This is a genomic window from Lactiplantibacillus sp. B652 (assembly GCF_023806745.1).
GTDB classification, from domain to species: domain Bacteria; phylum Bacillota; class Bacilli; order Lactobacillales; family Lactobacillaceae; genus Lactiplantibacillus; species Lactiplantibacillus pentosus.
In genome coordinates, this window is record NZ_JAMSKY010000009.1 from 155349 (window position 1) to 180784 (window position 25436).

The 25436-nt window shown below is 46.2% G+C and carries 21 protein-coding genes; 7 read left to right on the forward strand and 14 right to left on the reverse strand.

The window, feature by feature from the left end; translation table 11 throughout:
* Positions 1-6 precede the first annotated feature (6 nt).
* The 6 genes from MZO40_RS11955 to MZO40_RS11980 form a co-directional block, all read right to left on the reverse strand.
* Positions 7-729, reverse strand: coding sequence for a hypothetical protein (locus tag MZO40_RS11955; RefSeq protein ID WP_133305834.1), 723 nt, complete (start codon positions 727-729; stop codon positions 7-9).
* Positions 730-959: 230 nt separating this feature from the next.
* On the reverse strand, positions 960-1280 hold the full coding sequence (locus tag MZO40_RS11960; protein ID WP_105961066.1) for a helix-turn-helix transcriptional regulator: 321 nt from the start codon (positions 1278-1280) through the stop codon (positions 960-962).
* 314 nt (positions 1281-1594) lie between these two features.
* Entirely contained in the window at positions 1595-3151 is a 1557-nt protein-coding gene (guaA, locus tag MZO40_RS11965) for a glutamine-hydrolyzing GMP synthase (protein WP_088769919.1), read from the reverse strand.
* 93 nt (positions 3152-3244) lie between these two features.
* On the reverse strand, positions 3245-4174 hold the full coding sequence (gene coaA / locus MZO40_RS11970) for a type I pantothenate kinase (RefSeq protein WP_050339050.1): 930 nt from the start codon (positions 4172-4174) through the stop codon (positions 3245-3247).
* A gap of 198 nt (positions 4175-4372) precedes the next feature.
* On the reverse strand, positions 4373-5845 hold the full coding sequence (locus MZO40_RS11975) for a glycoside hydrolase family 1 protein (protein WP_105961067.1): 1473 nt from the start codon (positions 5843-5845) through the stop codon (positions 4373-4375).
* Position 5846: 1 nt separating this feature from the next.
* On the reverse strand, positions 5847-7712 hold the full coding sequence (locus tag MZO40_RS11980; RefSeq protein WP_252133301.1) for a glucose PTS transporter subunit IIA: 1866 nt from the start codon (positions 7710-7712) through the stop codon (positions 5847-5849).
* Positions 7713-7871: 159 nt separating this feature from the next.
* On the opposite strand from MZO40_RS11980, the gene MZO40_RS11985 reads away from it, so the two are divergent.
* Positions 7872-8624 carry a MurR/RpiR family transcriptional regulator gene (locus MZO40_RS11985; RefSeq protein WP_105961069.1) on the forward strand — a complete coding sequence of 251 codons (753 nt, stop codon included), beginning with the start codon at positions 7872-7874 and terminating at the stop codon, positions 8622-8624.
* 100 nt (positions 8625-8724) lie between these two features.
* On the opposite strand, the gene MZO40_RS11990 is transcribed toward MZO40_RS11985, so the two are convergent.
* Together MZO40_RS11990 and helD are read right to left on the reverse strand one after the other, a co-directional pair.
* Positions 8725-9654 carry a nitronate monooxygenase gene (locus tag MZO40_RS11990; protein WP_105961070.1) on the reverse strand — a complete coding sequence of 310 codons (930 nt, stop codon included), beginning with the start codon at positions 9652-9654 and terminating at the stop codon, positions 8725-8727.
* A 563-nt stretch (positions 9655-10217) separates the two neighbouring features.
* Positions 10218-12524 (reverse strand): RNA polymerase recycling motor HelD, encoded by a 2307-nt coding sequence (helD, locus tag MZO40_RS11995; protein ID WP_105920597.1) that lies wholly within the window; start codon positions 12522-12524, stop codon positions 10218-10220.
* A gap of 204 nt (positions 12525-12728) precedes the next feature.
* Here helD and MZO40_RS12000 point away from each other — a divergent pair, with 204 nt between their 5' ends.
* Positions 12729-13397 (forward strand): DedA family protein, encoded by a 669-nt coding sequence (locus MZO40_RS12000; protein ID WP_165861054.1) that lies wholly within the window; start codon positions 12729-12731, stop codon positions 13395-13397.
* Between the two features lie 46 nt (positions 13398-13443).
* Here the strand turns inward: MZO40_RS12000 and MZO40_RS12005 are convergent, their stop codons facing one another.
* From MZO40_RS12005 to licT, 3 genes are read right to left on the reverse strand one after another with little or no spacing between them, the layout of a single operon-like run.
* Positions 13444-14952, reverse strand: a complete 1509-nt coding sequence (locus MZO40_RS12005; RefSeq protein ID WP_101873935.1) for a glycoside hydrolase family 1 protein — start codon at positions 14950-14952, stop codon at positions 13444-13446.
* 14 nt (positions 14953-14966) lie between these two features.
* Positions 14967-16826, reverse strand: coding sequence for a PTS beta-glucoside transporter subunit IIBCA (locus MZO40_RS12010; protein ID WP_105961071.1), 1860 nt, complete (start codon positions 16824-16826; stop codon positions 14967-14969).
* Between the two features lie 48 nt (positions 16827-16874).
* On the reverse strand, positions 16875-17717 hold the full coding sequence (licT, locus tag MZO40_RS12015; protein ID WP_101874328.1) for a BglG family transcription antiterminator LicT: 843 nt from the start codon (positions 17715-17717) through the stop codon (positions 16875-16877).
* 265 nt (positions 17718-17982) lie between these two features.
* Between licT and MZO40_RS12020 the strand changes: the two genes are divergently transcribed.
* From MZO40_RS12020 to MZO40_RS12035, 4 genes are all read left to right on the forward strand, one after another.
* The gene (locus tag MZO40_RS12020) at positions 17983-18924 is read left to right on the forward strand and encodes a GrpB family protein (protein ID WP_105961072.1); all 942 of its coding nucleotides are present in this window, start codon (positions 17983-17985) and stop codon (positions 18922-18924) included.
* Positions 18925-18945: 21 nt separating this feature from the next.
* Positions 18946-20802, forward strand: coding sequence for a monovalent cation:proton antiporter family protein (locus MZO40_RS12025; RefSeq protein ID WP_105961073.1), 1857 nt, complete (start codon positions 18946-18948; stop codon positions 20800-20802).
* 70 nt (positions 20803-20872) lie between these two features.
* Complete coding sequence (locus MZO40_RS12030) at positions 20873-21529, forward strand: histidine phosphatase family protein (RefSeq protein WP_003637961.1); 657 nt, start codon at positions 20873-20875, stop codon at positions 21527-21529.
* 14 nt (positions 21530-21543) lie between these two features.
* Positions 21544-22221, forward strand: coding sequence for a histidine phosphatase family protein (locus MZO40_RS12035; RefSeq protein ID WP_065674525.1), 678 nt, complete (start codon positions 21544-21546; stop codon positions 22219-22221).
* Between the two features lie 112 nt (positions 22222-22333).
* Here MZO40_RS12035 and MZO40_RS12040 read toward each other — a convergent pair whose 3' ends face one another.
* The 3 genes from MZO40_RS12040 to MZO40_RS12050 form a co-directional block, all read right to left on the reverse strand.
* Entirely contained in the window at positions 22334-22555 is a 222-nt protein-coding gene (locus MZO40_RS12040) for a hypothetical protein (protein ID WP_373869988.1), read from the reverse strand.
* Positions 22556-22979: 424 nt separating this feature from the next.
* The gene (locus MZO40_RS12045; RefSeq protein ID WP_003637959.1) at positions 22980-23294 is read right to left on the reverse strand and encodes a multidrug efflux SMR transporter; all 315 of its coding nucleotides are present in this window, start codon (positions 23292-23294) and stop codon (positions 22980-22982) included.
* Positions 23295-23434: 140 nt separating this feature from the next.
* Positions 23435-23872 carry an NUDIX hydrolase gene (locus MZO40_RS12050; protein WP_252133302.1) on the reverse strand — a complete coding sequence of 146 codons (438 nt, stop codon included), beginning with the start codon at positions 23870-23872 and terminating at the stop codon, positions 23435-23437.
* Between the two features lie 88 nt (positions 23873-23960).
* Between MZO40_RS12050 and hflX the strand changes: the two genes are divergently transcribed.
* On the forward strand, positions 23961-25256 hold the full coding sequence (gene hflX / locus MZO40_RS12055) for a GTPase HflX (protein WP_105920605.1): 1296 nt from the start codon (positions 23961-23963) through the stop codon (positions 25254-25256).
* Positions 25257-25436 lie beyond the last annotated feature (180 nt).

Sequence of the window (25436 nt, forward strand, 5' to 3'; positions counted from 1 at the left end):
CCTTAATTATCTTTCCAAGTAGTTCTGAACATACGTATCCATTCGATAAAACGGATAAACTTGTCGTATTTTGGCCGTCATCTTTGCACGCAAATCCGCTGCATACATCTGATGGACACCCACCAGGCCTTCAATATCAATGTCATCATAGTTGGTGAGTTGATGCCGGATATAATTATCAACCCACCGATTTTGATCAGCAACTGGAGCGTTCTGCAAATCTTGCAAAGTTGGGAGTTCCCAATCCATGCGCTCAGGCATTCTTTCATAATACTTTTCGGTCTCAAATTTTAGTTTGCTGTCCAATGCATTCTTGAATAGCTTGGCTGATTTGACCTTTTGAACCCGAATATCCAGGTTATCAATAATGGCCTTCGTTTGTGCGAACTTGGTTTCAGCCGCCTTCTTGGCACGTTGCTGATTTTTTGCATGCGTTGCATCATAGTGGGCCTTTTCCGCTTTGAACACTGCATTCTCATAACACTTCACGATATCTGCATACGTGAAATACTTGACTTCACCACTGCCAAAAGGATTTTTCTCAGCGTAGGCAGCGCATATTAAGCCTAAGTTCTGAATTTTATTAAAAAAGCGGACATTGACCCCTAACAAATTCCGTGTATCAGTAGCCGTCGTCGTCACATGTGAATACAAATACCGTTTTAATTTTGCACGGACAAGCTTATTATTTCCAGCCCGTTTCATAATTGCAGCCCGATAATCCACCATTTTTGACTTACTGCTGAACGTTTCAAACATCCTTTGAGTCAAAAGTAATTCAGCCAAATTTTGTAACTCAGCTTTTCGTATTCTATTCAGCAACAATTCTAGTGATGGCAACGTTAAACACATAAGTGATCCCCCAAATCGAAATATTAATAACTTCAAATACTAGATGTGCTTTTCATATCCAATCTATCAGGACAACGACAATCAGCCTTCCGCTACGATCAGTTACCCTAAGACGTCGCCCAACTAAACCGTTTCACGCCATCATCATCTTCAGCATCATAATGAGCAAACCGATAATTCAAATCCAGTTGGAGCAGCCACTTGGCACTCAAACCCGTCGCACGTTCAATTTTACGTGCCACATCAATGCTCATGTAAGCACGCCGATTCAAGATAAACGAAAGCTGCTTTTGCGAGATGGCAATGTGCATGGCAAGGTCTGATTGCGTCACGTGATGATAGTCCATTAGTTCTTTTAACGCATCCGCTGCTGAAGTCGTCGGAACAACATTCATTTCGACCGCATGATTAAACTCAACTTTAAACACCGATACTACCGCCTTTCTTACTCAACGATTATTCTGGAAACCGGCAAACACTACTGCGACATTTTGTAAAAACTGATTTACATTCTTTAATGCAGGACACTTCCACTGCGAGCTAAAGCTTTATTCATCGCTATCATTGACCAATCAAGCCTCATCCGTGCTAAGAAATTGCTCAAGCCACATAACCAGATGCAAGATTGTGACTAAAAAGGACGACAAGCCTCTTTACCGAAAAAGAAACTTATCGTCCATCAAAGTGGATTGCATCATTGAAAACAATCCAATATCTAGCTTGTTAAAAACAACTGTGGGGGCTACTCCCACTCGATCGTCGAAGGCGGTTTGCTCGTTATATCATACACGATGCGGTTGACGTGGTCGACTTCATTGACGATCCGGACGGAGATCTTTTGCAAGACGTCCCATGGGATCCGTGCGAAGTCGGCAGTCATGCCGTCGATTGAGGTTACGGCGCGGATACCGACTGTGTAGTCGTAAGTCCGACCGTCGCCCATGACACCGACTGACTTGATGCCTGGTAAAACGGTGAAGTATTGCCAGATATCGCGGTCTAAGCCGGCTTTTTTGATTTCATCGCGTAAGATGAAGTCGCTATCGCGAACGATTTCTAGCTTATCTTCCGTGATTTCGCCAATGACTCGAATTCCGAGGCCGGGACCTGGGAATGGTTGACGCCAAACGAGGTCAGACGGCATACCCAGCTTTTCACCGAGTTCCCGTGCTTCATCCTTGAAGAGCGTCCGGAGCGGTTCAATCAACTTGAACTGCATGTCTTCTGGCAACCCACCAACGTTATGGTGTGATTTGATCGTTTGTGCTGTGGAAGTCCCACTTTCGATAACATCGGTATAGAGCGTTCCTTGAGCAAGGAATTCCATCCCGTGTAACTTAGTGGCTTCTTCGTCGAACACTTGGATAAATTCGTTACCAATAATCTTACGTTTCCGTTCAGGATCACTGACACCAGCGAGTTTGCTTAGGAAACGGTCCTTGGCATCAACTTTGATGATGTTCAGGCCGAATTTACCTTCCAGGCTCGCCATCACTTGGTCAGCTTCGCCCTTCCGTAACAAACCGTGGTCCACGAAGATACTCGTTAATTGGGTGCCGATTGCCTTGTGCAAGAGCACACCGACCACGCTCGAGTCTACCCCGCCAGAAAGGCCTAGTAAGACCTTCTTGTCACCAACTTCTGCGCGGATCTTTTCAATCTGCATGTCAATGAAATCATCCATTGACCAGTTGGCTTCAGCTTGGCAAACGTCAAACGCAAAGTGCCGTAGAATATCATTACCGTAATCGGTGTTCCGAACTTCTGCATGGAATTGAATCCCATACAACTTCCGGTCAACATCTTGAATTGCCGCAATTGGACAGTTCTTAGAAGTTGCCACCACGTCAAAGCCATCTGGTGCTTGAGTGACCAAGTCACCATGACTCATCCACACTGACTGTTCAGCTGGCGTATCCTTGAACAAGGTTGCCGAGTCACTCGTCACGTTGATGTTTGCCTTGCCGTATTCACGGTTATCAGCTGATTCAACCTTCCCGCCCGGAAGCGTGTAGGTCATCAGTTGCATCCCGTAACAGATTCCCAAGATTGGTAAGCCCAAGTTGAAAATCTCCGGGTCAACCCGAAAGGCGCCATCATCGTAAACACTGTTGGGGCCACCTGAAAAGATAATACCTTTCGGGTGACGGGCCTTGATTTCTTCAGCGGTAATCGTGTTCGGAAGTAGTTCCGAATAAACGCCGAAATCACGAATGCGCCGGGTAATCAATTGATTGTACTGACTACCGAAATCCAATACCAAAATGGAATCGAAAGACGCGGTATCCGTTTTTGCCAAGTTGTTCACTCCTTTGGATTAATTAATGCTCAATAGGTCTATCATACTGATTTCTAAACGTTCGGTCAACAAGTATGAGAAATTTCTTAGGCGCTAATATTTGCGGAAATACACGGCATCAATCACGTGGTGCGCGACTTTGTGTAAAATTAAATCCGCACGATTGCGCGTTGGTAAGATATAATCATTCAAGTTTTTCAAGTCAACCTCTTCCCAGACGCGCTCAGCCATCGCCATCGCGTCCTTGGGATCGCCAATCGCCCATGGATAGAAGTAGTTGGACGGATCTTGAAACGCCGTCTTCATCAGCGCTTTGAACCGTTCCAAATACCAATCTTCAATCAAATCCGCATCCGCATCGACATACACTGAAAAATCAGTAAAATCACTAATGTAAATCGCCTGATTCGTCGGCAGCTGCAACACGTTGATGCCTTCGATAATCAAAATGTCTGGGTGCGTGATCACATCAAAGCGATTCGGGACGATGTCATACGTCTGATGCGAATAAACGGGTGCCTTGGCCAGCGGTTTGCCACTTTTCACATCGTTCAAGAATTGAATCAACCGCGGCATGTCATAGCTTTCCGGAAAGCCCTTGCGTTCCATCAATTGCATTTTCTTCAACTCGGCATTCGGATATAGAAAACCATCCGTCGTAATCAACTGGGTACGCCGGTCCGGATACAAATATTTAAATAAAATTTCTAATAGTCGCGCGGTCGTCGTTTTCCCCACCGCCACACTACCCGAGACGCCAATAATAAACGGGGACTGGCGGTTCTGCCGGTGCAAGAACACCGACTCAGTCTCGCGCCATGATAAGTAGTGCTCATATTTAGCTTGCAATAAATGCGCGAATGGCATGTAAATATCACGGACATCATCCAAGCTGATCCGGTCATTAAACGCCTTGATTTCATGCAAATTAGCTGCAGTTAAAGGAACTTGGTGCTGATTGTTACGGTAAAATTGCTTCCACTGTTCACGTGAGAAGCGATAATAGTTCATCTGATCTTCCATGATTTTGTCTGCCACCATTACTCAATTAATGGATAGATTATAACATGAAAACCTTATCAATCGCTGGGTGAAATTTTAATTGTGGGGCGAATTTTGTGGGAAACTATCGAATCCTCATCCGATTTTAGCGTAGTGAACACACCCCAACAAAAAAGCACCTCCAATCACGGAGATGCTTCAAATTATTCATCCATTTATCTATTCACTTAGCGCCGCACCATTAGTCGCAATCACATTTTTCATCCACTGGTAAGACTTCTTAGGTGTTCGTTTCAGCGTTCCATGGCCCTTATCATCCATATCAACGTACACAAAGCCATAGCGTTTCTTCATCTCACCGGTTGATAGGGAAACCAAATCAATTGGCGCCCACATGGTGTAACCGAGACATGGTACATGGTCGATATTGATTGCATCCGCCATCGCCGATAGATGGTCGCGTAAATAGTTGATTCGATAATCGTCTTCGACATAGTCGTTGGCATCCGCCTCGTCAACAGCACCCATCCCATTTTCAACAATAAAAATTGGTTTCTGAATGCGGTCATAGATTTCATTCATGCAGTAGCGTAGCCCCAGTGGATCGACCGGCCAGCCCCAAGGTGTATTTTCCAAATAAGGATTCGCGCTGCCACCAACGTTGAACCAGTCATCGCCGGACTTGGTCGTATTGGAACGGTAATAACTAAAGGCAATATAGTCAAGTTGCCCACGTTTTAACGTGTCCACATCTTCCGGTGCCATCTCCAGCTTCTCAACGCCATGCCGCTGCCACAATTCTTCAGCGTAGTTAGGATAGTAGCCACGTCCCATCGTATCAACAAAATACCAATTTTCTCGCCGCGCTTGCAAATGATGAAACATATCTTCTGGCTTGCAAGTGGCCGGGTAAAGTTCACTCATGGCATACATCGCACCAAATTGACTCTTAGGCATTAATTGGTGGCCCAACGTAATCGCTTTGGCTGAAGCAACGAACATATTATGTGCGGCTTGGTAGCGATCCTGACCGCTCGCCTTTCGAACCCCAGTTGGGCCAAACCCACGGACGGCGTTGATTTCATTAAACGTTAACCAATAACGACAGCGGTCACCAAAATTTTCAAACAACGCTTTCGCATATTTGACATACGCATCAATCACGTGCCGTGACGTCCAACCGTTATACTTCAGCGCTAAATGCATCGGTAGCTCATCGTGACAAATGGTAATCAGGGGTTCCATATCATACTTCGCCATCTCATTGATTACATCATTATAGAACTGAATTCCGGCCGCATTCGGTTCATTCTCCTCACCGGTTGGAAAAATTCGACTCCAACATACGGAAAACCGGAAGACGTTGAAGCCCATGCCAGCCATCAGCTTGATATCTTCTTTGTAATGATGATAAAAATCCACCGCCTGATGACTTGGATAATACTGATTATCTAAAAATACGGGTTGGGCTTCTTCTGGAACATCTTCTGCCAGAATAAACGAACTCTTCGGCGTAATTAACTGACCATCTGGCATGCGAAGTGTATGATGCCGGGGCGCATTTTTAGAGCCATCGGTTTCATAATCATGCGATAGCACGCCGCGGCCGCCTTCGTTAAAGCCACCTTCATATTGAAAATCAGCGGTCGCCCCGCCCCACAAAAAATCTGCTGGTAATTGTTTGGTTGTCATATCAATTCGTCTCCTCATCTAATCTTGTTCCAACTTTTACACGACCCTGACGCTGCAGCTGAATCGTTTGACCATTGGCATTCGTCACAATCAACATCGTCGTTAAATCATAGCCCTGCTCTTGAATCGCACTCCGATCAACCCGGACAATTGGTTGACCAGCTCGAACAGTTTCACCCTGTTGAACTAATACATCAAAACCAGCGCCTTTCAAATTAACGGTATCAATCCCGATGTGTACGAGCAATTCAACGCCGGTTGCGGTCACGATACCAAACGCGTGCCCGGTAGGAAACATTGTTGCTAAAGTCCCATTGGCTGGTGCGCAGATAAAGTCGTTGTCTAATCGCAGCGCCACGCCATCACCCAACACGCCACTGGCAAAGGTTTCATCGTTGACTTGACTCAAATCACATAATTCCCCATCACTAACAGCAACGATGGCATCATCCGGATAGGTCGTTTGGACAGGTTCGGTGACTTTTGCTGCCGGTTGTTCATCGATTCCCAGCACATACGTCACGATAGCAGATGTGACGATAGCCACGACGATTCCGATGACCATCGCTAAAACAGTTTGCTGGAAAATTGGTAATGCGAGTAAATTGGAATATCCCATCACGTAGGCTTTTGCGCCCAGAATGCTGGCGACCATTCCACCGACAAAGCCCCCGGCCATCACGCCATACATTGGTTTACGGTATTTTAAATTGACGCCATAAATTGCTGGCTCAGTCACACCGGCCACGATACAACCCACCGCTAACGAGATACACTCACTTCTGAACTGCGCATTTTTAGTCCGCGCTGCCACTCCCAAGTTGGCGCCACCTTCAGACATATTATGCAAAATAAACGCGGGTCTTAAGATGGCATCGTAACCTGGATTGCTGAGTAACTGTGTCATAAATGGAGCTAAGGCCGTATGCATCCCCGCCATGACCATCCACGGTAGTGCCGCAGCTAATAGTCCAACCGCCAACGGGCCAACCGTACTGTTCAAGAACATGAAAACAGTTGCGATAACTTGTCCAAGCATATTTCCTAGTGGCCCAAGAATCAAATACCCGAGTGCACCAGCGATAAAGATTGTTCCCATGCCGACCAGGACCGACCGAAAGATACCAGGAACGATTTTATTCAAATACTGTTCTGCATAGTACGCCACCACCGCAATCAGCAACGCGGGCAATAACGTTGAACCGTATGATAGTAAGCTGACATGTACGCCAAATAACGTGACATTTTTGGCGCCTTCAGTGACCAAACTGGTGTAATTGCCGTGCAATAGTGCAGCTGTTGCAACCATGGCATATACCGGTGTGCCACCCAATTTGTTTGCCGCACCATATGCCACAATGATTGGCATGAAGTAGAATGGCGCGTCTGCAATCGCAGACAGCAACATATACGACGGCGTCTTTGAGTAAGCGCTATCAATAAACGTCACAATTAGTAATAGCACCACTTTTAACATCCCACCCGCAATCAAGCCAGGAATGAGTGGCGTCACTGACGCTGAAATAAACCCGATAAATTTACTGCCCCAGTTCTTCCAAGTCAATGGTTCCTTCTTTTGCGACAAATCATCCAAATTCTCATCGACGGTTGCGCCTGCTGTGACACTGTAATTCTTCACGATTGCCTCATACGTTGGAATTAAATGTTGGCCCAGAATGACCATGTATTGTTCACCGGCGTATACCACACCGAGCACACCATTCAAATCTTCTAGTGCTGCCTTGTCTGCTTTGCTGACGTCTTTCAAGTTAAAACGTAAGCGTGTCATACAATGATTCACCATCTGGATATTTTCTTCACCACCGACATTTTTAATGATGGCCGCAGCTAACTTTTGATAGTCCATTGCCGTACACCTCTTTTTGACAAAATTACCATTCCGTTTTGATAAATTTATCATACCATCACAACAAAATTGTTGTCAATAATAATTTTGATAATACTTTTTGACAAAATTGTCAGTGCTGAGTACACTTGAATTAAAATTACACTCAGGAGTACCCTCATGACTATCATTGAAAGTATCAAACAACACCAATCCACATTTTCAAAATCTGAACAAAAAGTCAGTGCCTATTTGCTGAAATACCCTGAACATGCCGAGACCTTCACGATCACAAAACTGGCCGACCGGGCTGGCACATCAACTTCAGCGGTATTGAGATTCTGCCAATCACTGGGCTTCCAGGGGTTTAAAGACTTTCGATTTGAAATGATTGCCTATCTACGGCAGCAACGGCAAAAACAGGCCCCCACAAGTGGCAACAGTCAATTCCTCAATCAATACTTAGCGGCCATCACTCAGTTACAAGACCTTGATCAAACGACTATTCATCAGCTGATTGCCGCACTGCTTGATCCTCAAATGACTTATTTGCTGGGCATTCACTACTCTTCGCTCCCAGCTAAACAACTCTTCTGGGGATTGGCGGACCTTGGCTTGCTGTCTGAATACGCCTACGACTATATTAACGCGGCACATATCACTAATACGATGCGTCAGGATTCAACCCTCGTCCTATTTTCAATCAGTGGGACAAAAGCGAACTTCAACCATTTTCTGGCGGCATCAGCCACTAACCTGCCTAAGAATTCCTTTTTAATTACGATGAATTCAAAAGCCGAGTTAACGGACTATTTTAAACATACCATCGTCCTCCCCGGATATCAGTCCTCTAATCGCTCAGTTGTTGATATGCAGGCGATTTCGATGATATTTGTTGAATATCTGCTTAATCTGATTCACGAACAGGCCTAACTCAGCGTAATCACCCAAATCCAGCGCACAACAAAATCGCGCATCACTGTCAAAAAACAGTCATGCGCGATTTTCATTCACGGCCGGATTTTAATTTACGCTAATTAATCGTTAATCCCGCAGCGACCTCGTTAGCTTCACTAAACAGGTCAGCGATAATGTCCTTGACCGGCCGAATCGTCGTCAACATCCCCGCGACTTCACCAGCCATTGGCGTCCCATGGGTCATGTCGCCCTCATTGACCGCTTTGGCAAACGAGCCATCCGCTAAGGCGTGCAACTTTTCAGCGGGCGCATTGCTTTGTTCTAATTGCAAATAATCTTCCAACATCGGGTTACGCAGCGCACGGACGGGATCGCGCTGACTGCGACCAGTGACGATCGTATCAGTATCACTGGCCGTCAAGACGCGTTGTTTGTAACTTGCGGGGACTGGGCACTCTTCGGCGGTCAGGAAAATCGTCCCACACTGAACCCCCTGTGCACCAAGGGCAAACATCGCTGCGACTGAACGGCCATCACCGACCCCACCAGCCCCAACTACTGGAATATCCACGGCGTCCACGACCTGTGGCAATAGCGCCATTGTCGATGTCTGACCAATATGACCGCCAGACTCTTGACCTTCCGCAACGACCGCATCCGCCCCAGCTGCGACCATCTTATGGGCATGGTGTACCGATGCAATCACCGGAATCACCTTGATGCCCGCTGCATGCAATGGTGGAATGTATGACGTCGGATTGCCGGCGCCAGTCGTGACGACTTTGACCCCCTCGTCGATAATGACTTGAGCCAATTCGGGGCAATTCTTCATCTGTAACATCAAATTGACACCAAAGGGTTTATCCGTCATTGCTTGCGTGGCCCGAATCTCCGTCCGCAATTGCTCAGCTGATAAGCCCGCTGACCCTAGCACGCCCAGACCACCGGCTTCAGAAACCGCACCGACGAGCTCATGGGTCGCAATGTGCATCATTGCGCCAGAAAAAATGGGATATTGAATGCCTAACATTTCAGTAATTGACATGGTTAAGTCCTCCTCAAATCACTTGCCATTGTCACAAAGCTTGTTTGACTTTTCACGACGTTGACCATCTCGACCAACAATTGTCGCTGAGTGATTTCAAATTTATAAGTTAATTCTACAACTTGTAAGCCAATAATGATAGCGCTTTATTCACTTTAGATTCACTGAATTCAGCCTAATGTTTCGGTCTCGCAATTAATTACTTTTCTCACAATCACTGAGCATTTCACAGACATCCCCGCCACCCAGGTTACGCGCCCAGACCGACGATTCACATCTACAGTGGCCATTTCAAACAGAGCGTTCGTCGCTAAAAATCCCCTCTCAAGCAATCCACTAGCAGTGAACAATTCCCCTCAGGCTACCGGGGCACAATCCAAAAGTCCCTCTCACAGGAAAACAGGTAACCGCCTAAAAGTCTCCCCACAAACGGTCGCCACTAAAAAAAGCACCATCACCACGCGGGTAACAGTGCTTCAGCCTAACAGCCAGGACGCATCTTATTTTTAATACATCTTAGCTTTACTGAATCTTAGTTCCAATACATCATAATCTGAACATTTCTAAACCTTAGCCTCATCCAGCGTATACAACTGCTCGTCAACGCGGGCCAATAATGGTGACAGTTCGCCGACCGCCACGATGGTTAGTTCATGCATCGCCCGGGAGCAGATCGTGTACAGTAATTGACGCTCATCTTCACGCTGATAATTGGTCTTATTAGCGTTCCATACGATGACCGCGTCGAATTCTAGCCCCTTGGCCAAGAAGGATGGGACCACGATGACGCCAGGCGCCAACCGCTGATTTTCAGTTTGAATCAGCGTGACCTGTTCGCCACGGGCTTTGAGCGCCTTAGTTAACGCTTCGCATTCGGCTAAGGACTTGCCGATAATGGCCGTCGTATCCCGTTCAGAATCGTTCATCGCTAACTGGTCGATGACCTGGTCGACACCCGCTTCAAAATCAGGTGTGACACAGACATTTGGCCGGTCGCCTTGTCGATCAAAGGCCGTTACCGCTTCACCATTGACCAAGATTTCCTTAGTAAAGTCGGTAATCTGTTGCGTTGACCGGTACGACTTAGTCAGCTGCACGACCCGGGTCTTTTCAGGGTCAAAGAGCGTCGCCAATTCACTAATCAGTGAATGACTGTTTTCCTTAGTGAAAATTGCTTGGTTCAAGTCACCGAGCATCGTGAAGCGCGCTTGTGGGAAGCTGAACTTCAAGAATGCCAGCTGAAAGGCATTGTAGTCTTGAATTTCATCCAAGAAGACGAACCGAATATCGCGCTGTCCACGTTTACCAGTCATCAAGTCATGCAAGTACATGTACGCTGAAACGGTGGTCAATGAGATGTGGCGGTCCTTGATTTCTTGTAGCTTCTTCTCGACCGTTGCATCCCAATCCGCCGCTGAGATACCGTAATCAGCTAGTTTGATAATCTTTGGCACTTCGCGTAAGAAGTGGGCGTATTGCATGTTTATGCTCAGGAAACGGTTACGGACAATTTGGGTCCGCGCCTTGCCTAAGCGCTGCATGACGATTTTACGTGCCAGGAACTTGAATTCCTTATCGCCGTTCTTGAATTCCCGCGGTTGGTTACCGTACAACTGGTTGATTTCTTCACGCGACAAGTCTTGGACCGCTTCTTCGACCCATTTAGAGCGCATCTCAGATTCGACCTTGCGATTCAAGATTTTGATCAATTCTTCCTTCGTCGCGGATAACCGGTTGCCAAGATGGTAGTTTTCGTTGAACGAGTAGTAGATTTCCTTAATCTTTTCCCGGGAAATAATCACCTCATCGTTCAAAGTAATATTACGAAAACGCATGTCAGATTGTTCCAAATGCCGGCCGTACGTTGTGACTGCGTTGAAAAAGGCTAAGCTACCTTCCAACTTCGTAATTTTGGCCATTTGCGGCGTATTTTCAGTTTCAAATCGCTGTTGCAACGTCTCGACTTGCATATGGGGCAAACGATATGATGCATATTGGAAGTACGTCATTTGCACCATGTTCTGTTCGCCAAGTTCTGGCAACACTTGGTTGATATAATCATTAAATAATTGGTTCGGTGAGAATAGAATCACTTGGCCGGCCGTCAAGTTGCCGCGGTAGCGATACAGTAAATACGCCACCCGTTGGAGCACGGACGACGTCTTCCCCGAGCCAGCTGCCCCTTGGACAAACAGTAAATCTGAGCTGGTATCACGGATGATCGTGTTTTGTTCCTTTTGAATCGTCGTAACGATGCTCTTCATCTTGACATCCGACTTCTCGTCCAAAACTTCCAGCAACATCGAATCACCAACGACCTCATCCGTATCATAGACCGTCAAAATTTGGCCGTCTTCGACCATCAACTGCCGCTTCAACTTCACATTGACGGTCTGTTCCCCATCCGGCGTCTGATACGTCACATCACCCAGACCGCCATCGTAATAAATACTGGAAATCGGTGCCCGCCAGTCATAAATCAGAAAATGGTCGGGCGTGTCAGAAAATGAGCTCAAGCCAATATAAATCGTTTCAGACTTTGGTTCACCCTTTTCATGAAAATCAATCCGAGCGAAGTAAGCATTCTTCTCTAACTTTTTAAGCGTGGATAACTGCTTAGTCGCGTGTTTCCAACTATTTTGCCGTTCATCCATCATTTGTTGTTGCTGACGCACGGATAATCCGGTCTCCATCATGCCTTCGTAACTATCCGTTTTAATGTTGATGTTATTCAGCAAGTCCCGCTTGATATCAGCCTGATCCTGTTCCGAGCGCGTAATGGTCTGGCTTTGTTGTTCTTCAGCCACCTTAATTTTTGCGACGACGTGATCTAAGTGTTCCTGTTCTGCAGCTTTAATTGACTTAGCCATTGAACGCCCTCCATTCCTAAATATCGAACAATAATTTTATCACTATCCGCGACGCGACTCAATTAATAACCCATGAAACCAGCCGCTTTTCGCTTTTTCGCGTAAAATTGTTTGAACATTTGGTTACCAAAGTTATGAATGTGTTAAACTAAAGTAAATGTAACCGATTACATCTGTTTTTCATGGCCACAGCAGTTATACTAAATGCAACTTAAATTGGAGGTGTTGCCGTTGGTCAATTTACTTACCAGTCTAACCCATTTGGAACAAAGCATTGGGCCCTTACTCACAACGCTTGGAAGTTGGAGTTACATCCTATTATTTGCCGTCATTTTCCTTGAAACTGGGATGGTCGTATTTCCATTTCTCCCAGGAGAATCGCTGATTTTTCTCGCTAGTACGATGGCCGCGACGCACAGCGATGCCCTCAGCATTCAAATCTTAGTGCCGGTCTTCTTTGTTGCCGCCGTCATTGGCGACACGGTCAACTTCGAAATTGGCCGCCACTTGATTCGATTACCATGGCTCCAACGGCACCTCCCGCAGGACAAGCAGATCAAAGCGCAACACTTCTTCACCAAATACGGGGCCAAAGCTGTCATGTTTGGCCGCTTCGTCCCACTCGTTCGGACTTTTGTACCACTGAGTGCGGGTGCTTCTAAAATGCCACAAGCATCCTTTGCCTTCTGGAACCTGATTGGGGTCGGCATCTGGGTCAGCGTCGGTTGCTCACTCGGCTACTTCTTCGGTTCCATCGACTTTGTGCAGGAGCACCTCTCACTGTGCTTCTTAGGCATCATGGTGGTCGCACTGGTTCCCGCAATGCTCGCCGCGGTGGTCAAAACGATTCGGCAACGGACGGTTTCTCAATAGGTTAGCGAAAACAAGAGGGTTGCCTTTTCGAAGGCAACCCTCTTGTTTATGAGCATTGTAACTTTGTATCCGCTTCTTGCAGGTAGTTAACCGGAATCTGAGTACCATAGCTCAATAGTTGTTGATACCAGTAATAACTATCCTTTAAGTAGCGGTTATAGGTACCGTCACCATTATCATCTAAATCAACAAAAATCAAACCATACCTTTTTGACATTTGATTTGAAGACGCTGATATCATATCAGTCGTTCCCCATATACAGTAGCCCATCAATTCAACGCCGTCATTCGCAATAGCAATCAACATCTGGCGTATATGTTGACGCAAATAACTTATTCGATACGTATCGTGTACTCGTAAATCAGGCCCAAGTTCATCTACGGCGCCCAGTCCATTTTCAACAATAAACAGCGGCTTTTGATAACGATCATATAAGTCAATTAATGATAGCCGGAGTCCAACAGGATCAATTTGCCATCCCCACTCACTCTCAGGCAAATACTGATTATAAACGCCAATAGTGCGATTAGCCTTTGTTACAGGCAACCCCGTTGTATCACTTGCCGTACAAATGGATGAATAATAACTAAATGCAACAAAGTCTGCGGTATTTTCTGCCAACAGTTTTTTATCATTAGAGCCAAACTTTATCTTGATTCCGTCAGCTGTCAACTTCTCCAATAGAAACGCTGGATATCTGCCACGAACTTGAATATCACTAAATGCATAGACATCGCGCATCGTTTGAGTTGCCGCTAACACATTATCAGGATCACTATTGTATGGATAAACCATGGTTCTGGTTATCATACTTCCAACTTGCATTTTTGGATAGTTTTGATGACAGTACGCAACCACTTTTGCTGCCGCAATAAATTGATGATGCATGGCTTGATAAGTGACCGTCTTAAAGTTATCTTCAGGAAAACGATCTGCAACTAATCCCGCTGACGAAAATGGATGCCTGATAATACTATCAATTTCATTGATTGGTATCCAATACTGCACATACTGATGCAAATAATCAATGACCGTTTTAGCATACCGCTCAAAGTAATCAATTACTCTGCGATCATACCAAGAGTCATACTTTAGCACCAAATTCAAAGGCATTTCATAGTGTGATAAAGTCACTACCGGCGTGATATGATACTTGGCTAATTCTTTTACAATTGCCAAATAAAAGTCTAATCCTGCTTGGTTAGGTTCCGTATCATCACCATTTGGAAAAATACGTGCCCAACTAATTGAGAAGCGATACGTGTTGATACCCGTTGCTGCTAATAATTTAATATCCTCCCGATAACGATGATAAAAATCAACACCATGTCGCTTTGCCCAACCTTTTGTCGAATGATCAGCCAACGCAAGTTCAATTTCATGACTGTCCATTTGATTAACAGCTTGATAATCATTTGTATCTATTTTTGGTCGATAGCGCATACAGTCAGCAATTGACATTCCTTTTCCGTCTTCATCCCAACCACCTTCCACTTGATTTGCGGCAGTGGCAACTCCCCACATAAAATTCGGTGCCGTCTTGAAATAATCCATTGTAATTTCTCCAACTATGCCAGCATTAACAGGTTATTACCAACTTTTACAGATTGATTCGATTCCGGTACAGGCAAAACTTCTAAGAAATCCTTTGTATTTAATACAATAATCATCACGGTAGGATCATACCCGGCAGCCTTGATTTTCTCCAAATCAAACTTCAACAGTGGCTGTCCTTCATGAAAGCGTTCACCTTTCTTGACTAAGGTTTCAAAATACTTGCCGTTCAATTCAACCGTATCAATCCCGACATGAATCAACAAATCAGCATCATTATCCAAATGAATTCCAATTGCATGGCTAGTGTCAAATACTGCGGATGCAATACCATCGGCCGGTGCAACAACCAGGCCTTCACTCGGAATCACCGCGATACCGTTTCCCATAACACCACTCGCAAATGTCTCGTCGTTCACTTCACTTAATTTCCGTGTTTCACCGACAACTGGACTGTTGATTGTGTGTTTAGTCGTTACGATTTTATTAGCCTCAGCTTGTTCTTTTTTTGTCGTCTCATCACTCACTGGATCATCAAATCCAATGAGCCAAGTGGCAACAAAGGTTGCGATACTTGCAATAATAATGGTTGCAATGGCTAACACAACAAAGTTTTCCGTCTTCGAGACCCACATCGGTAGACTTAACAATCCGGGGGTAACATAAATAAAAGCCTTCATTTTCATAAATCCAGCAAATAATCCAGCAATGGCACCACCAATCATCGCACCATACATCGGCTTCTTTAACTTCAAGTTAACACCAAACATTGCAGGCTCAGTAATACCACCTAAATAAGCCGTAACTGTCGAAGAAAGTGCTAAAGCGCGTAATTGCTTATTTTTAGTTTTTAATCCAACTGCTAATGAAGCCGCAGCTTGGGACATGTTCGAGCAAAGTGCGACCACTCGGATAATTGGATCGAATCCTTGCGTTGCAACTAGTTGAATACTGATTGGGCTCAATGCCTTGTGAATACCAATCGAGACCAACCACGGATAAGCTGCTGCTAACAATGGGATGGCAATGAAACCAGCATGTTCATACAAGAACATACTTACAGCGGCAATTCCCATAGAAATCAAGTTGGCAATCGGTCCAAGAACGATAAATGTTAAAGGCGCTGTGATTAACATGATCAGCATTGGCTCAGCAAACACTTTAATCATTCCTGGCGTAATCTTTTTAACAAACTTTTCGATATATGACATCATCCAAACGGATAAGATGGCTGTAATCAAGGTTGATGAGTATGAGACCAGCTGAACAGGGATTCCAATAAAATGAACTGCCTTGCCAGCTGTAACTAACGCAACCCAATTCGGATTAACGGTGACTAATCCCATAAAAGCACCTAAGAATTGATTCGTTTTAAAAATTTTTGCAGCTGAGAATCCGATGAATGCAGGCATAAAGAAATAACCAGTGTCAAAAATAAGGTTCAACATCTGATACGTCTGACTCTTCTCGCTGAGAATTCCTGATAACGTTAAAATCAGCAGGAGCACTTTTCCCATCCCGGCACCAGCCAGCAAAGGAATGGCGGGTGCAATTGAACCTGTAATGGTACTGATAACCTTATCGAACAAACTCCTGTTATCCTTTTGGTCACTATCATCAGGCTCGCCGTCAAGCTGCAGCTTATCTACTAATTCGTTATACACGTCCTCAACATTGTTTCCAATTACCAGCTGATATTGACCAGCCTTTTTGACCACTTGCAATATTCCGGCAATTTCAGAAACTTGTGTATCATTGGCTTTTGACTCATCTTTTAAAACAAATCGTAGCCGAGTTGCACAGTGAACGACTGACTTGATATTCGATTTGCCACCCACACCTGCAATGATTTTTTCATTCATTTCATCATACATTTATTTATCCTCCTCATGTTCTTGAAATCTTCTCAAGGCCCAGCTCAATCATGTTTTATCTGTTATTCTGGCGATATGAATCGTCATGTATAGCAAGTCTTCATTAGTAAGCGTGTAGTCGTAATTTTGCTGAATAAATGCTTTTACCTTCATCGCACACTCATAGGCCGCAACCTTTTTCCCCTTAATAACCGCTAACATATCATCACTTAAATCACCAATGACTCGTTTATGGCTTTGATCCATCATGTACTGCCAAAAAAACTTCAAGTGTGTCACAAATCGATTATAATCAAGCGAGTCACGATCAATTTCCACCGATAATTGATAGGTCACGATGCTCGTCACTTTTTTGACAAAATTAATCACTTCATGAAATTCGTCAAGACGGTCACCAAGCTCACCACTGATGATATGCAGTGCAATAAATCCGGCTTCATCATCGGTCAATTGAACCTGACAATCTTCATTGACTAAACGAATCGCCCATTGCCCAATTCGGTATTCTTTAGGATAATAACTACGAATCTCCCACAAAAACTGATTGGTTAACGATAATCCAGACTTAATTCGATCAACGCTTGACGAAATATGATCCGTTAAAGCAATAAACACACTGTCTGTTAATTTAATGTCACTATCCATTTGCGCCTTATCAACAATCTGTTTGGCAATTTGAAAAAACTGCACTGGAATTTCATTAATCATGTCTAAGATCAATTTACGATCTCCGCGACTTGCCGGCATAAAGACCTTATAAATCTTTGTTTCGTCAACGGTCTCATTCGGATGCTTCCCATAAGCAATCGCCTTTCCAATCACAATCATTTCTTGATGTTTTGAGTTATGCGTAATAATGGCGTTATTATTGAGAATTTTTTTGATTTGCATTTTTTCATCCCCATTCCATTGCGAATTTTCCATAAAAAAAGCCCACTTAGCCCATTGACTAAGCGGGTTTTGTGTAGCGCCTAAACATTGCTATTACAATCCCAATTAATTCGTTCTTTTATCTACAAATAATGATAGCGCTTTCCAAGGCGTGCGTCAACTATCCTCTTCAATTTTATTTTCCCCCACCCCCACACGTCTTTCCTTTTCAAATTCAGCCAAAAAGTGTATCCTTTCAATGACTTAAACAAAGTGGAGGGATTGGATGAAAACGACCAAATTAATGGCTTATCAAGCTGAATGGCAAACACAAGCCGTCCATTATCAGGCGTTGCTCAGCCAGCAGCTCGGGGCCAACTTATTAAAACACAGCCACGTTGGCAGTACTGCCATGCCACAACTATTGGCGCGACCAACGATTGATATTGCGCTACTCGTGGAAGACGCCACGGCGGCCATCGCTGAACTTGCGGCGCACCCCGTTGCGGGGACGAACCAAACGTATGCGGTCGTGCTTGACGGTCAGTTGATCCATGTGATTATCACGACCGACGCCGACCAGTACCACCAATTACTGACCTTCCGCGACTATCTCAATGCGCATCGCACTGACGGCCGCAAGTATACGGCGATTCGGCAGAAGGCGGCGAAAGATGACGCCACTTATCTACAAACCAAGGCGGCGTTTATGGCCAGCATCAATGACAAAGCTCAAGACTGGCTTCGGACCAAGGATTTACATGAGCACCATGACCGGACCGTGCGTGCCGAACTGGTGAACATGTGCCTGATTACCGACCCGCAGACGGGTAAAGTCCTTGTCGAAAATAAAATCGACGCGCAATGGTCTGGGTTGACCTTCCCAGGCGGCCACGTCGACCCTGGGGAATCTCAGGTGGCGGCGATCAAACGTGAAGTCTTGGAAGAGACCGGTTTGACCGTCGAACGGCTCAAGCTAGTCGGAACGGTCACCTGGGTCGAAAATGACGCTGGTGATGTCTCACTCGGGACACTTTACACCACCAGTCAATTTCACGGCGACCTGTTAGTCGGTTCTTACGAAGGTGCCATCAGCTGGCAGCCTTTGAGCGCCTTGACGCCTGACAAATTAGCACCAGGCGTCGATCAGATGTTAAAAGTCTTGACCGATGACCAACTCAGTGAGGCCTTTTGGGGCGCTGACGACGATCAACTACGTGTATACTAAAACGAATCGAGGGATTATTTCATGGATCAAGTTTCCTTAGTCATTATTCTATTAGCGGCCCTGTTGATTCCGCTCATTATGGCTAAATTCAAAATCAACAGCCTGCCCACCGCGGTGATGGAGATTATTATTGGGATCATTCTCGGGCCAAGTGTGTTCAATTTTGTGAACACCTCCGATTTAATTTCTCAACTATCGACGATTGGGGTCATCGTCCTGCTGTTTCTGAGTGGGTTGGAAATCGACTTCAGCTTATTTAAAAAACGGCGCACAGAACTCACGCCGCTTGAACAAAAAAACGCCGTCAACACGCCCAAATATTCACCGGTACGGCTGTCCGTGTACGCGTACGGAACGATCGTCGTGTTATCGTTGGGACTAGCCGCGGCATTTAAAGCCAGTGGCCTCTTCAGCGATTTCTGGCTCGCCACGATTTTATTTGGGACGATCTCCCTAGGTATCGTGATTGCCGCCTTAAAGGAACAAGAACTACTGAGTAAGGCGTTTGGGCAAACGGTGCTCTTGATCTCCGTCTTCGGTGAACTCGTGCCCATGATGGGGCTAACGCTTTATGCCTCCGTCTATGGCAGCAATTCGCAAAGTCTCTGGTTACTGCTACTGATTTTAGCGGTCGCCGCCCTGCTGCTCTTGCGGTTCAAGCCATTTTTCCGCTTCTATCAAAATATTAATAAATCAACAACACAGCTTGACATCCGCCTGGCATTCTTCCTGATCGTCACAATGGTCACCGTGGCAGAATCAGTGGGCGCCGAAAACATCCTGGGTGCGTTCGTTGCCGGAATCGTGTTGAAACTGCTCAACCCGAGCGAAACGACCCGCGAACGTTTGGATGCGATCGGCTACGGCTTCTTCATTCCAATCTTCTTCATCACGACCGGGGTCGACTTGAACTTGCGGACCTTGCTGACGAGTGGCAAGACGTTGTTACTGATTCCACTGTTCTTCTTGGCCTACATGGTCGCTAAAATCGGTGGTTTCTGGATTTTAAAACTGCGCTTCAAACAAGCTAACGCACTAGCTGGGACCGCCCTGACTGCAACGACGATGACGATGGTTTTGGCCGTCTTGCGGGTCGCTAAGTCTATGAAGACCATCACGACCGACCAATCCGGCGCCTTCTTACTAGCGGCGCTCCTGACTTGTATCGTTTCACCACTGATTTTTAACAAGCTGTATTCAGCTGAAAAAGAAGACCTGGTCAAGACGTCCGTCCACTTCATCGGTGCCAATTTGAGTACCGTTCCCGTGGCTCAGCAGTTGCGCAAGGGCTGGTACGACGTGGCGATGTATACCAATCATCCGGAAAATTACCAGACTTACCACGCGCAAGTGCCCGTCACCTTGATGGAAAACTTTTCAGCGCAGGACTTACAGGACCACGGCGTCTTCGATACGGACATCTTGATTCTCGGTCACATTGACGCCGAACGGAATTACGAGCTCGCCAAAGCCGCCAAAAGCTATGGTGTGCGCCGTATCATCGTCCGTTTTGAAGACCGCAACGTCTTGAACGAACATGAAGATGAACTGCGCGAACTCGGCGTCGAAGTCTACAATACGCCAGAAGCCAACATTACGTTGCTACGAGCACTGATTGAGTCACCATCGACCTTACTGTTGCTCAACGATACCGAAAACAGTATCTACGAAGTGCGCGTACTCAACCACCGTTACACGAATATTCAGATTAAAAACTTACAATTTGCCGAGGATGTCACGATTAGCCAAGTCATCCGCAACCGTAAACTAATTGCACCAAATGGCAACACGACCATCATGTACGGCGATCGGCTGATCTTTACCAGTAACAAGCAGAGTGCGGCTCAAATTCGCCAAGCCTTATCAACCGCTAATTAAAGCCGGCTGATTTTATGGTAGAATGATGACATTGTGTCTAAGTTTTGAACATTAAGCAGTGGAGGTTATAATGGCAACTTTTTCCGTTTACATGATTCGTCATGGTCAAACTTACTTTAATAAGTACCGCCGGATGCAGGGCTGGTGCGACTCCCCGCTCACCGCTGTCGGTGAACAGGACGCTCGGAATGCGGGTAAAATGCTCAACGGCATTGATTTTGACGCCGTTTACGCCAGCGATATGACGCGGGCGATGCGCACCGCTGAATTACTGCTGCCAGCCAGTGGTAACGCTGATTTGACGGTCGAACCGATGGCGGCCTTCCGAGAAGCCTTTTACGGTTACTTTGAAGGTGACGACACGTCACAGACTTGGTTCATGGTCGGTGCGCCCCACCAAGCGCCGAGCCTCTCTGAAATCATTGCTCAGTATGGGATTGAAAAGGCTAAGGACTTCTGCAAGGAAGCCGATCCTTTTCACCGTGCTGAGAATAACGATGAATTCTGGCAACGGGTCAATGGTGGTCTCGATGCCTTACGTGCCAAACACCAGGATGGTGACAAAGTGCTCGTCGTTAGCCACGGCAACACGATTTATAGTATTGCCAGCCGCTTTGCGACGTTAACTTCGCCCGAACGGCCTAAAAACGGCAGTGTCACGAAATTCACGATCAGCGATGATACCGTTTCGTTAGACTACTTTGGTCGCAAAGACCATCTCGACTAAGTAAGGAGTAAGCAATGGCGCAATTTTCAATTTACTTTGTCCGGCATGGACAGACGTTTTTCAACTTATATAATCGGATGCAGGGTTGGTCGGATTCACCGCTGACTGACTATGGTCAAAATACCGCGACCAAGGTCGGTCAAGCCCTCGCAGACACGCATTTCGATGCTTTTTATAGCAGTGATTCCAAACGGGCCATCGACACCGCGCACCTCATCCAGCGGGCGATGGGCACCGAAGCGCAATCCCTGAAGACGCTGATGAACTTCCGGGAAGTCTTCTACGGCTACTACGAAGGTGATGATTCTAGTCGGACCTGGTCACTAATTGGGCACCAATTCGGCGTGACGAGTATGCACGAACTCCTAGCCCATGTGCATATCGACCAAACACGCGACTTAATGCGCGAACTCGATCCATGGCACGAAGCTGAGGACAATGCGATGTACTGGGAACGCATCAATCAAGGGTTTGACTACTTGAAAGCCCACCACGACCACCATGAAAAAGTGCTCGTCGTGACCCACGGCACCACGATTCGTAGTATGGTCGCACGCTTCGCCCCTGAAATCGACATCACGCAGGGGCCCAAAAACGGCAGCGTGACCCGTATCGATGTGGACGGCGACCAAATCAAAGTCGTTGACTACGCCCAGGACTTAGCTGACGTGAAAGTCAATCAACACCTATAATTCAGCACATTAAACGAAACGCTCGCGACTATTGACTGGTCGCGAGCGTTTTTTATTGATTTCTAAAATATGATTTGCTGGCAATTAAGGCTACGTTTAGCCCCACAGCGGTTTAGCGCGTCTTGCCTGAATCCGAACTATTTTTCAAGAAAGCAAGCACGTTCTTTTTATTCGGTTTCATGCCTCCTGCGACGAACGCAACGATAACTGCGACAGCGGCAAATAAAAGTTCCCATGCTGACCAGTGAAAAACAACGGTTAACACTAACATCACAGAAATTGCAATCAACAACACGGCATCGCGTGGACCTAAATTAAAAACTGGAAAGATCATCAGACGTCACTTCTTTCAAAATTTGAGAACCATTGAGTTAACTCAACTAGGTAGATACACGGAATGACCGCCGCAATTAAGGCAACCTTCCGAGCCGTTGCGTGTTGCAAGTGGCAGACACGGTAAACGCCTGGCATCTGTGGGTTTATCGCTGTCAGAAGCCGTCCAAGACGAGGTTAGACCGCCATCTATCTCTCAAGTTCATTATACCACCGTTTGCATTGCGCGAAGCGTCGTTTATGAAATCGTTTCCCATCAAGTCGAGAACTTCGCTGGCAAGCAGGCGGAATCGCAATGAAGGCGGCCTATCAGTCGCTAGTCATTGAATCAAGGACAGTTTCAGTTGTCAAACTAACTAAACCACGCGTTCGTGCTGATAAACATCCAAGCCAGTCACCCGACATTGGCAGCTAGTGATCAGTGCCTAACTCGTGACCTTGATGCCAATAATACCGATGACCAGCATGGCGATGAAGACCCACGTGATCGGCGCAATCGTATCCTTGAAAAAGACTAAGCCGACAATGATTGCGCCGACTGCCCCGATACCAGTCCAAATCGGATAGGCAATACTTAACGGCAAGTGTTTGGTTGCTAACGCTAAAAAGCCAAAGCTTAGAATCATCCCGACCACCGTTGCGGCCGCGTAACCCAAGTGGCTGAACCCGTTACTTAACTTCATCATCGTCGCCCACACCACTTCAAAAATCCCTGCAATTACTAAATAAATCCATGTCATCATCAATTCCTCCTCGAAAAAAAACGGACAACGCCACGCGGCTTCCACAATGACCTAAGGAAGCTACGTTAACGTTGTCCGGTGACAAGTTTGTTTAATATTTCAGTCCACTATAGCAAATCCAATTCAGGTGGTCAAGTCTATTCACCCTTCAACATCCATTTGGTCAACGGCGTCAGTGGTGACGGTAAATCATCAAGGTCAAAGAACGCAGCGGTACTCGTTTCGTCAGTCGCCTGAATGAGCTCCCCGCCAGTCGTATTGGCGCGGTACAACGTCGTGACGCTGTCAATGACATCGCCGTTGGGGTATTGATAGTGCATGTTGGGACCACTGAAGACGTCGATCAACGTCAAGTCGCCGACCGTTAACCCCGTCTCTTCTTTTAATTCACGGCGGGCCGTCTGCTGGACCGTCTCGCCCGGTTCCGTGGACCCCGCGGGCAAACCCCAACAATGATTATCCGTCCGATAGATCAGGACGATTTTACCGGTTGAATTCTGAGCCATCATTGCGGCACCCGCCACGACTAACGGCAGATGACCGACCCGTTTGCGTAAATCAAGCACATATTCCAAGATAAATTCCTCCCTAATGCCCGAAATCGTAATATTTTGATTAGACATGTTATACTTAACTCAATCATAACACGTTAGGAGTGAGTGTATGTCTGAAACTAACGCTCAAAAAGTACAAGAAGTCATCATTGCCGGCATGTCTAAGACTGTCGCCAACTACGACTATGCGATGTCCGAACTGGAAGCGCTCGTTGCAGCCAATAATATGCACGCCGCCCTGCGAATCGACCAGGGATTGGAAAAGCCCAACCCGGCCACCTTCTTCGGCAAAGGCAAAGTTGTCGAAATCAAAGAAGTCGCAGCAGCCAACGATTTGCACATTATGGTCATCAACGCGGATCTGACCCCCAGTCAGGTGCGTAACTTAGAGGAACAAACGGATATCCAAATTATCGACCGCACTGGGTTGATTCTGGAGATTTTCGGTAACCGTGCTCGTAGCAAGGAAGCCAAACTACAAGTCAAAATTGCTCAGCTGCAATATCAGCTCCCCCGTTTGAGGACCAGCATCTCCAACCGACTGGACCAACAAGCCGGTGCCGCAGCTGGTGGTGGCGGTGGTTTTACCAACCGTGGTGCTGGTGAAACACAACTGGAATTGAATCGGCGGACGATTCAAGACCGCATCAGCCACGCTAAGCACGAACTTAAGGAACTCAACAAGGATGAAGTCGTCCGACGCGCCCAACGCGATAAGGCCGGCCTACCGAACGTTGCCTTAGTGGGCTATACCAACGCCGGTAAATCAACCACGATGAACGGCTTAGTAAAACTGTTCGGTAAGGGTGAAGATAAACAAGTCTTCGAAAAGGATATGCTGTTCGCCACGCTAGATACGAGCATCCGCCAGCTGACCTTCCCCGATAACAAGCAGTTATTGCTCAGCGATACGGTCGGATTCGTCAGTGACTTGCCGCATAACCTGATCAACGCCTTCCGCTCAACGTTAGCCGAAGCCGCCAATGCCGATTTACTGATTCAAGTCATTGACTACGCGGACCCGCATTACAAAGAAATGATGGCGACGACTGAAAAGACTTTGAAGGAAATTGGCGTTCACGACGTGCCAATGATCTATGCGTTTAACAAGGCGGACTTAACCGAAGCGGATTACCCGAACCAACAAGATGATCAGCTGATTTATGCCGCACGTGACGAAGCCTCCTTGCAAGCTTTGACCAGTATGATCAAAGCCAAAGTCTTCAAGAATTACGTCACGACAACGTTATTAATTCCATTCAGTGATGGTGACGTGGTCGCCTACTTGAATGACCATGCCAACATTCTCAAAACGGATTACTTGGCGGATGGCACCCAATTAACGGTCGAACTGAACGCCGTGGATGCACAACGCTATGAAAAATACGTAGTGACACCTGCTTAATGAGTTGTCCAATCAAAACGAAAGAGGTGCACCTAGATTTGATTCTAGGGCACCTCCTTTTTGGGGTCTATGATATTTAGTGTTGATAGATAATATCCATCAACACTATTTTTATGTACAACAAAAGGACATATCGTCCTGTGCTACAATTAAGTCGACCAAAACCAATTGAAAGCGAGT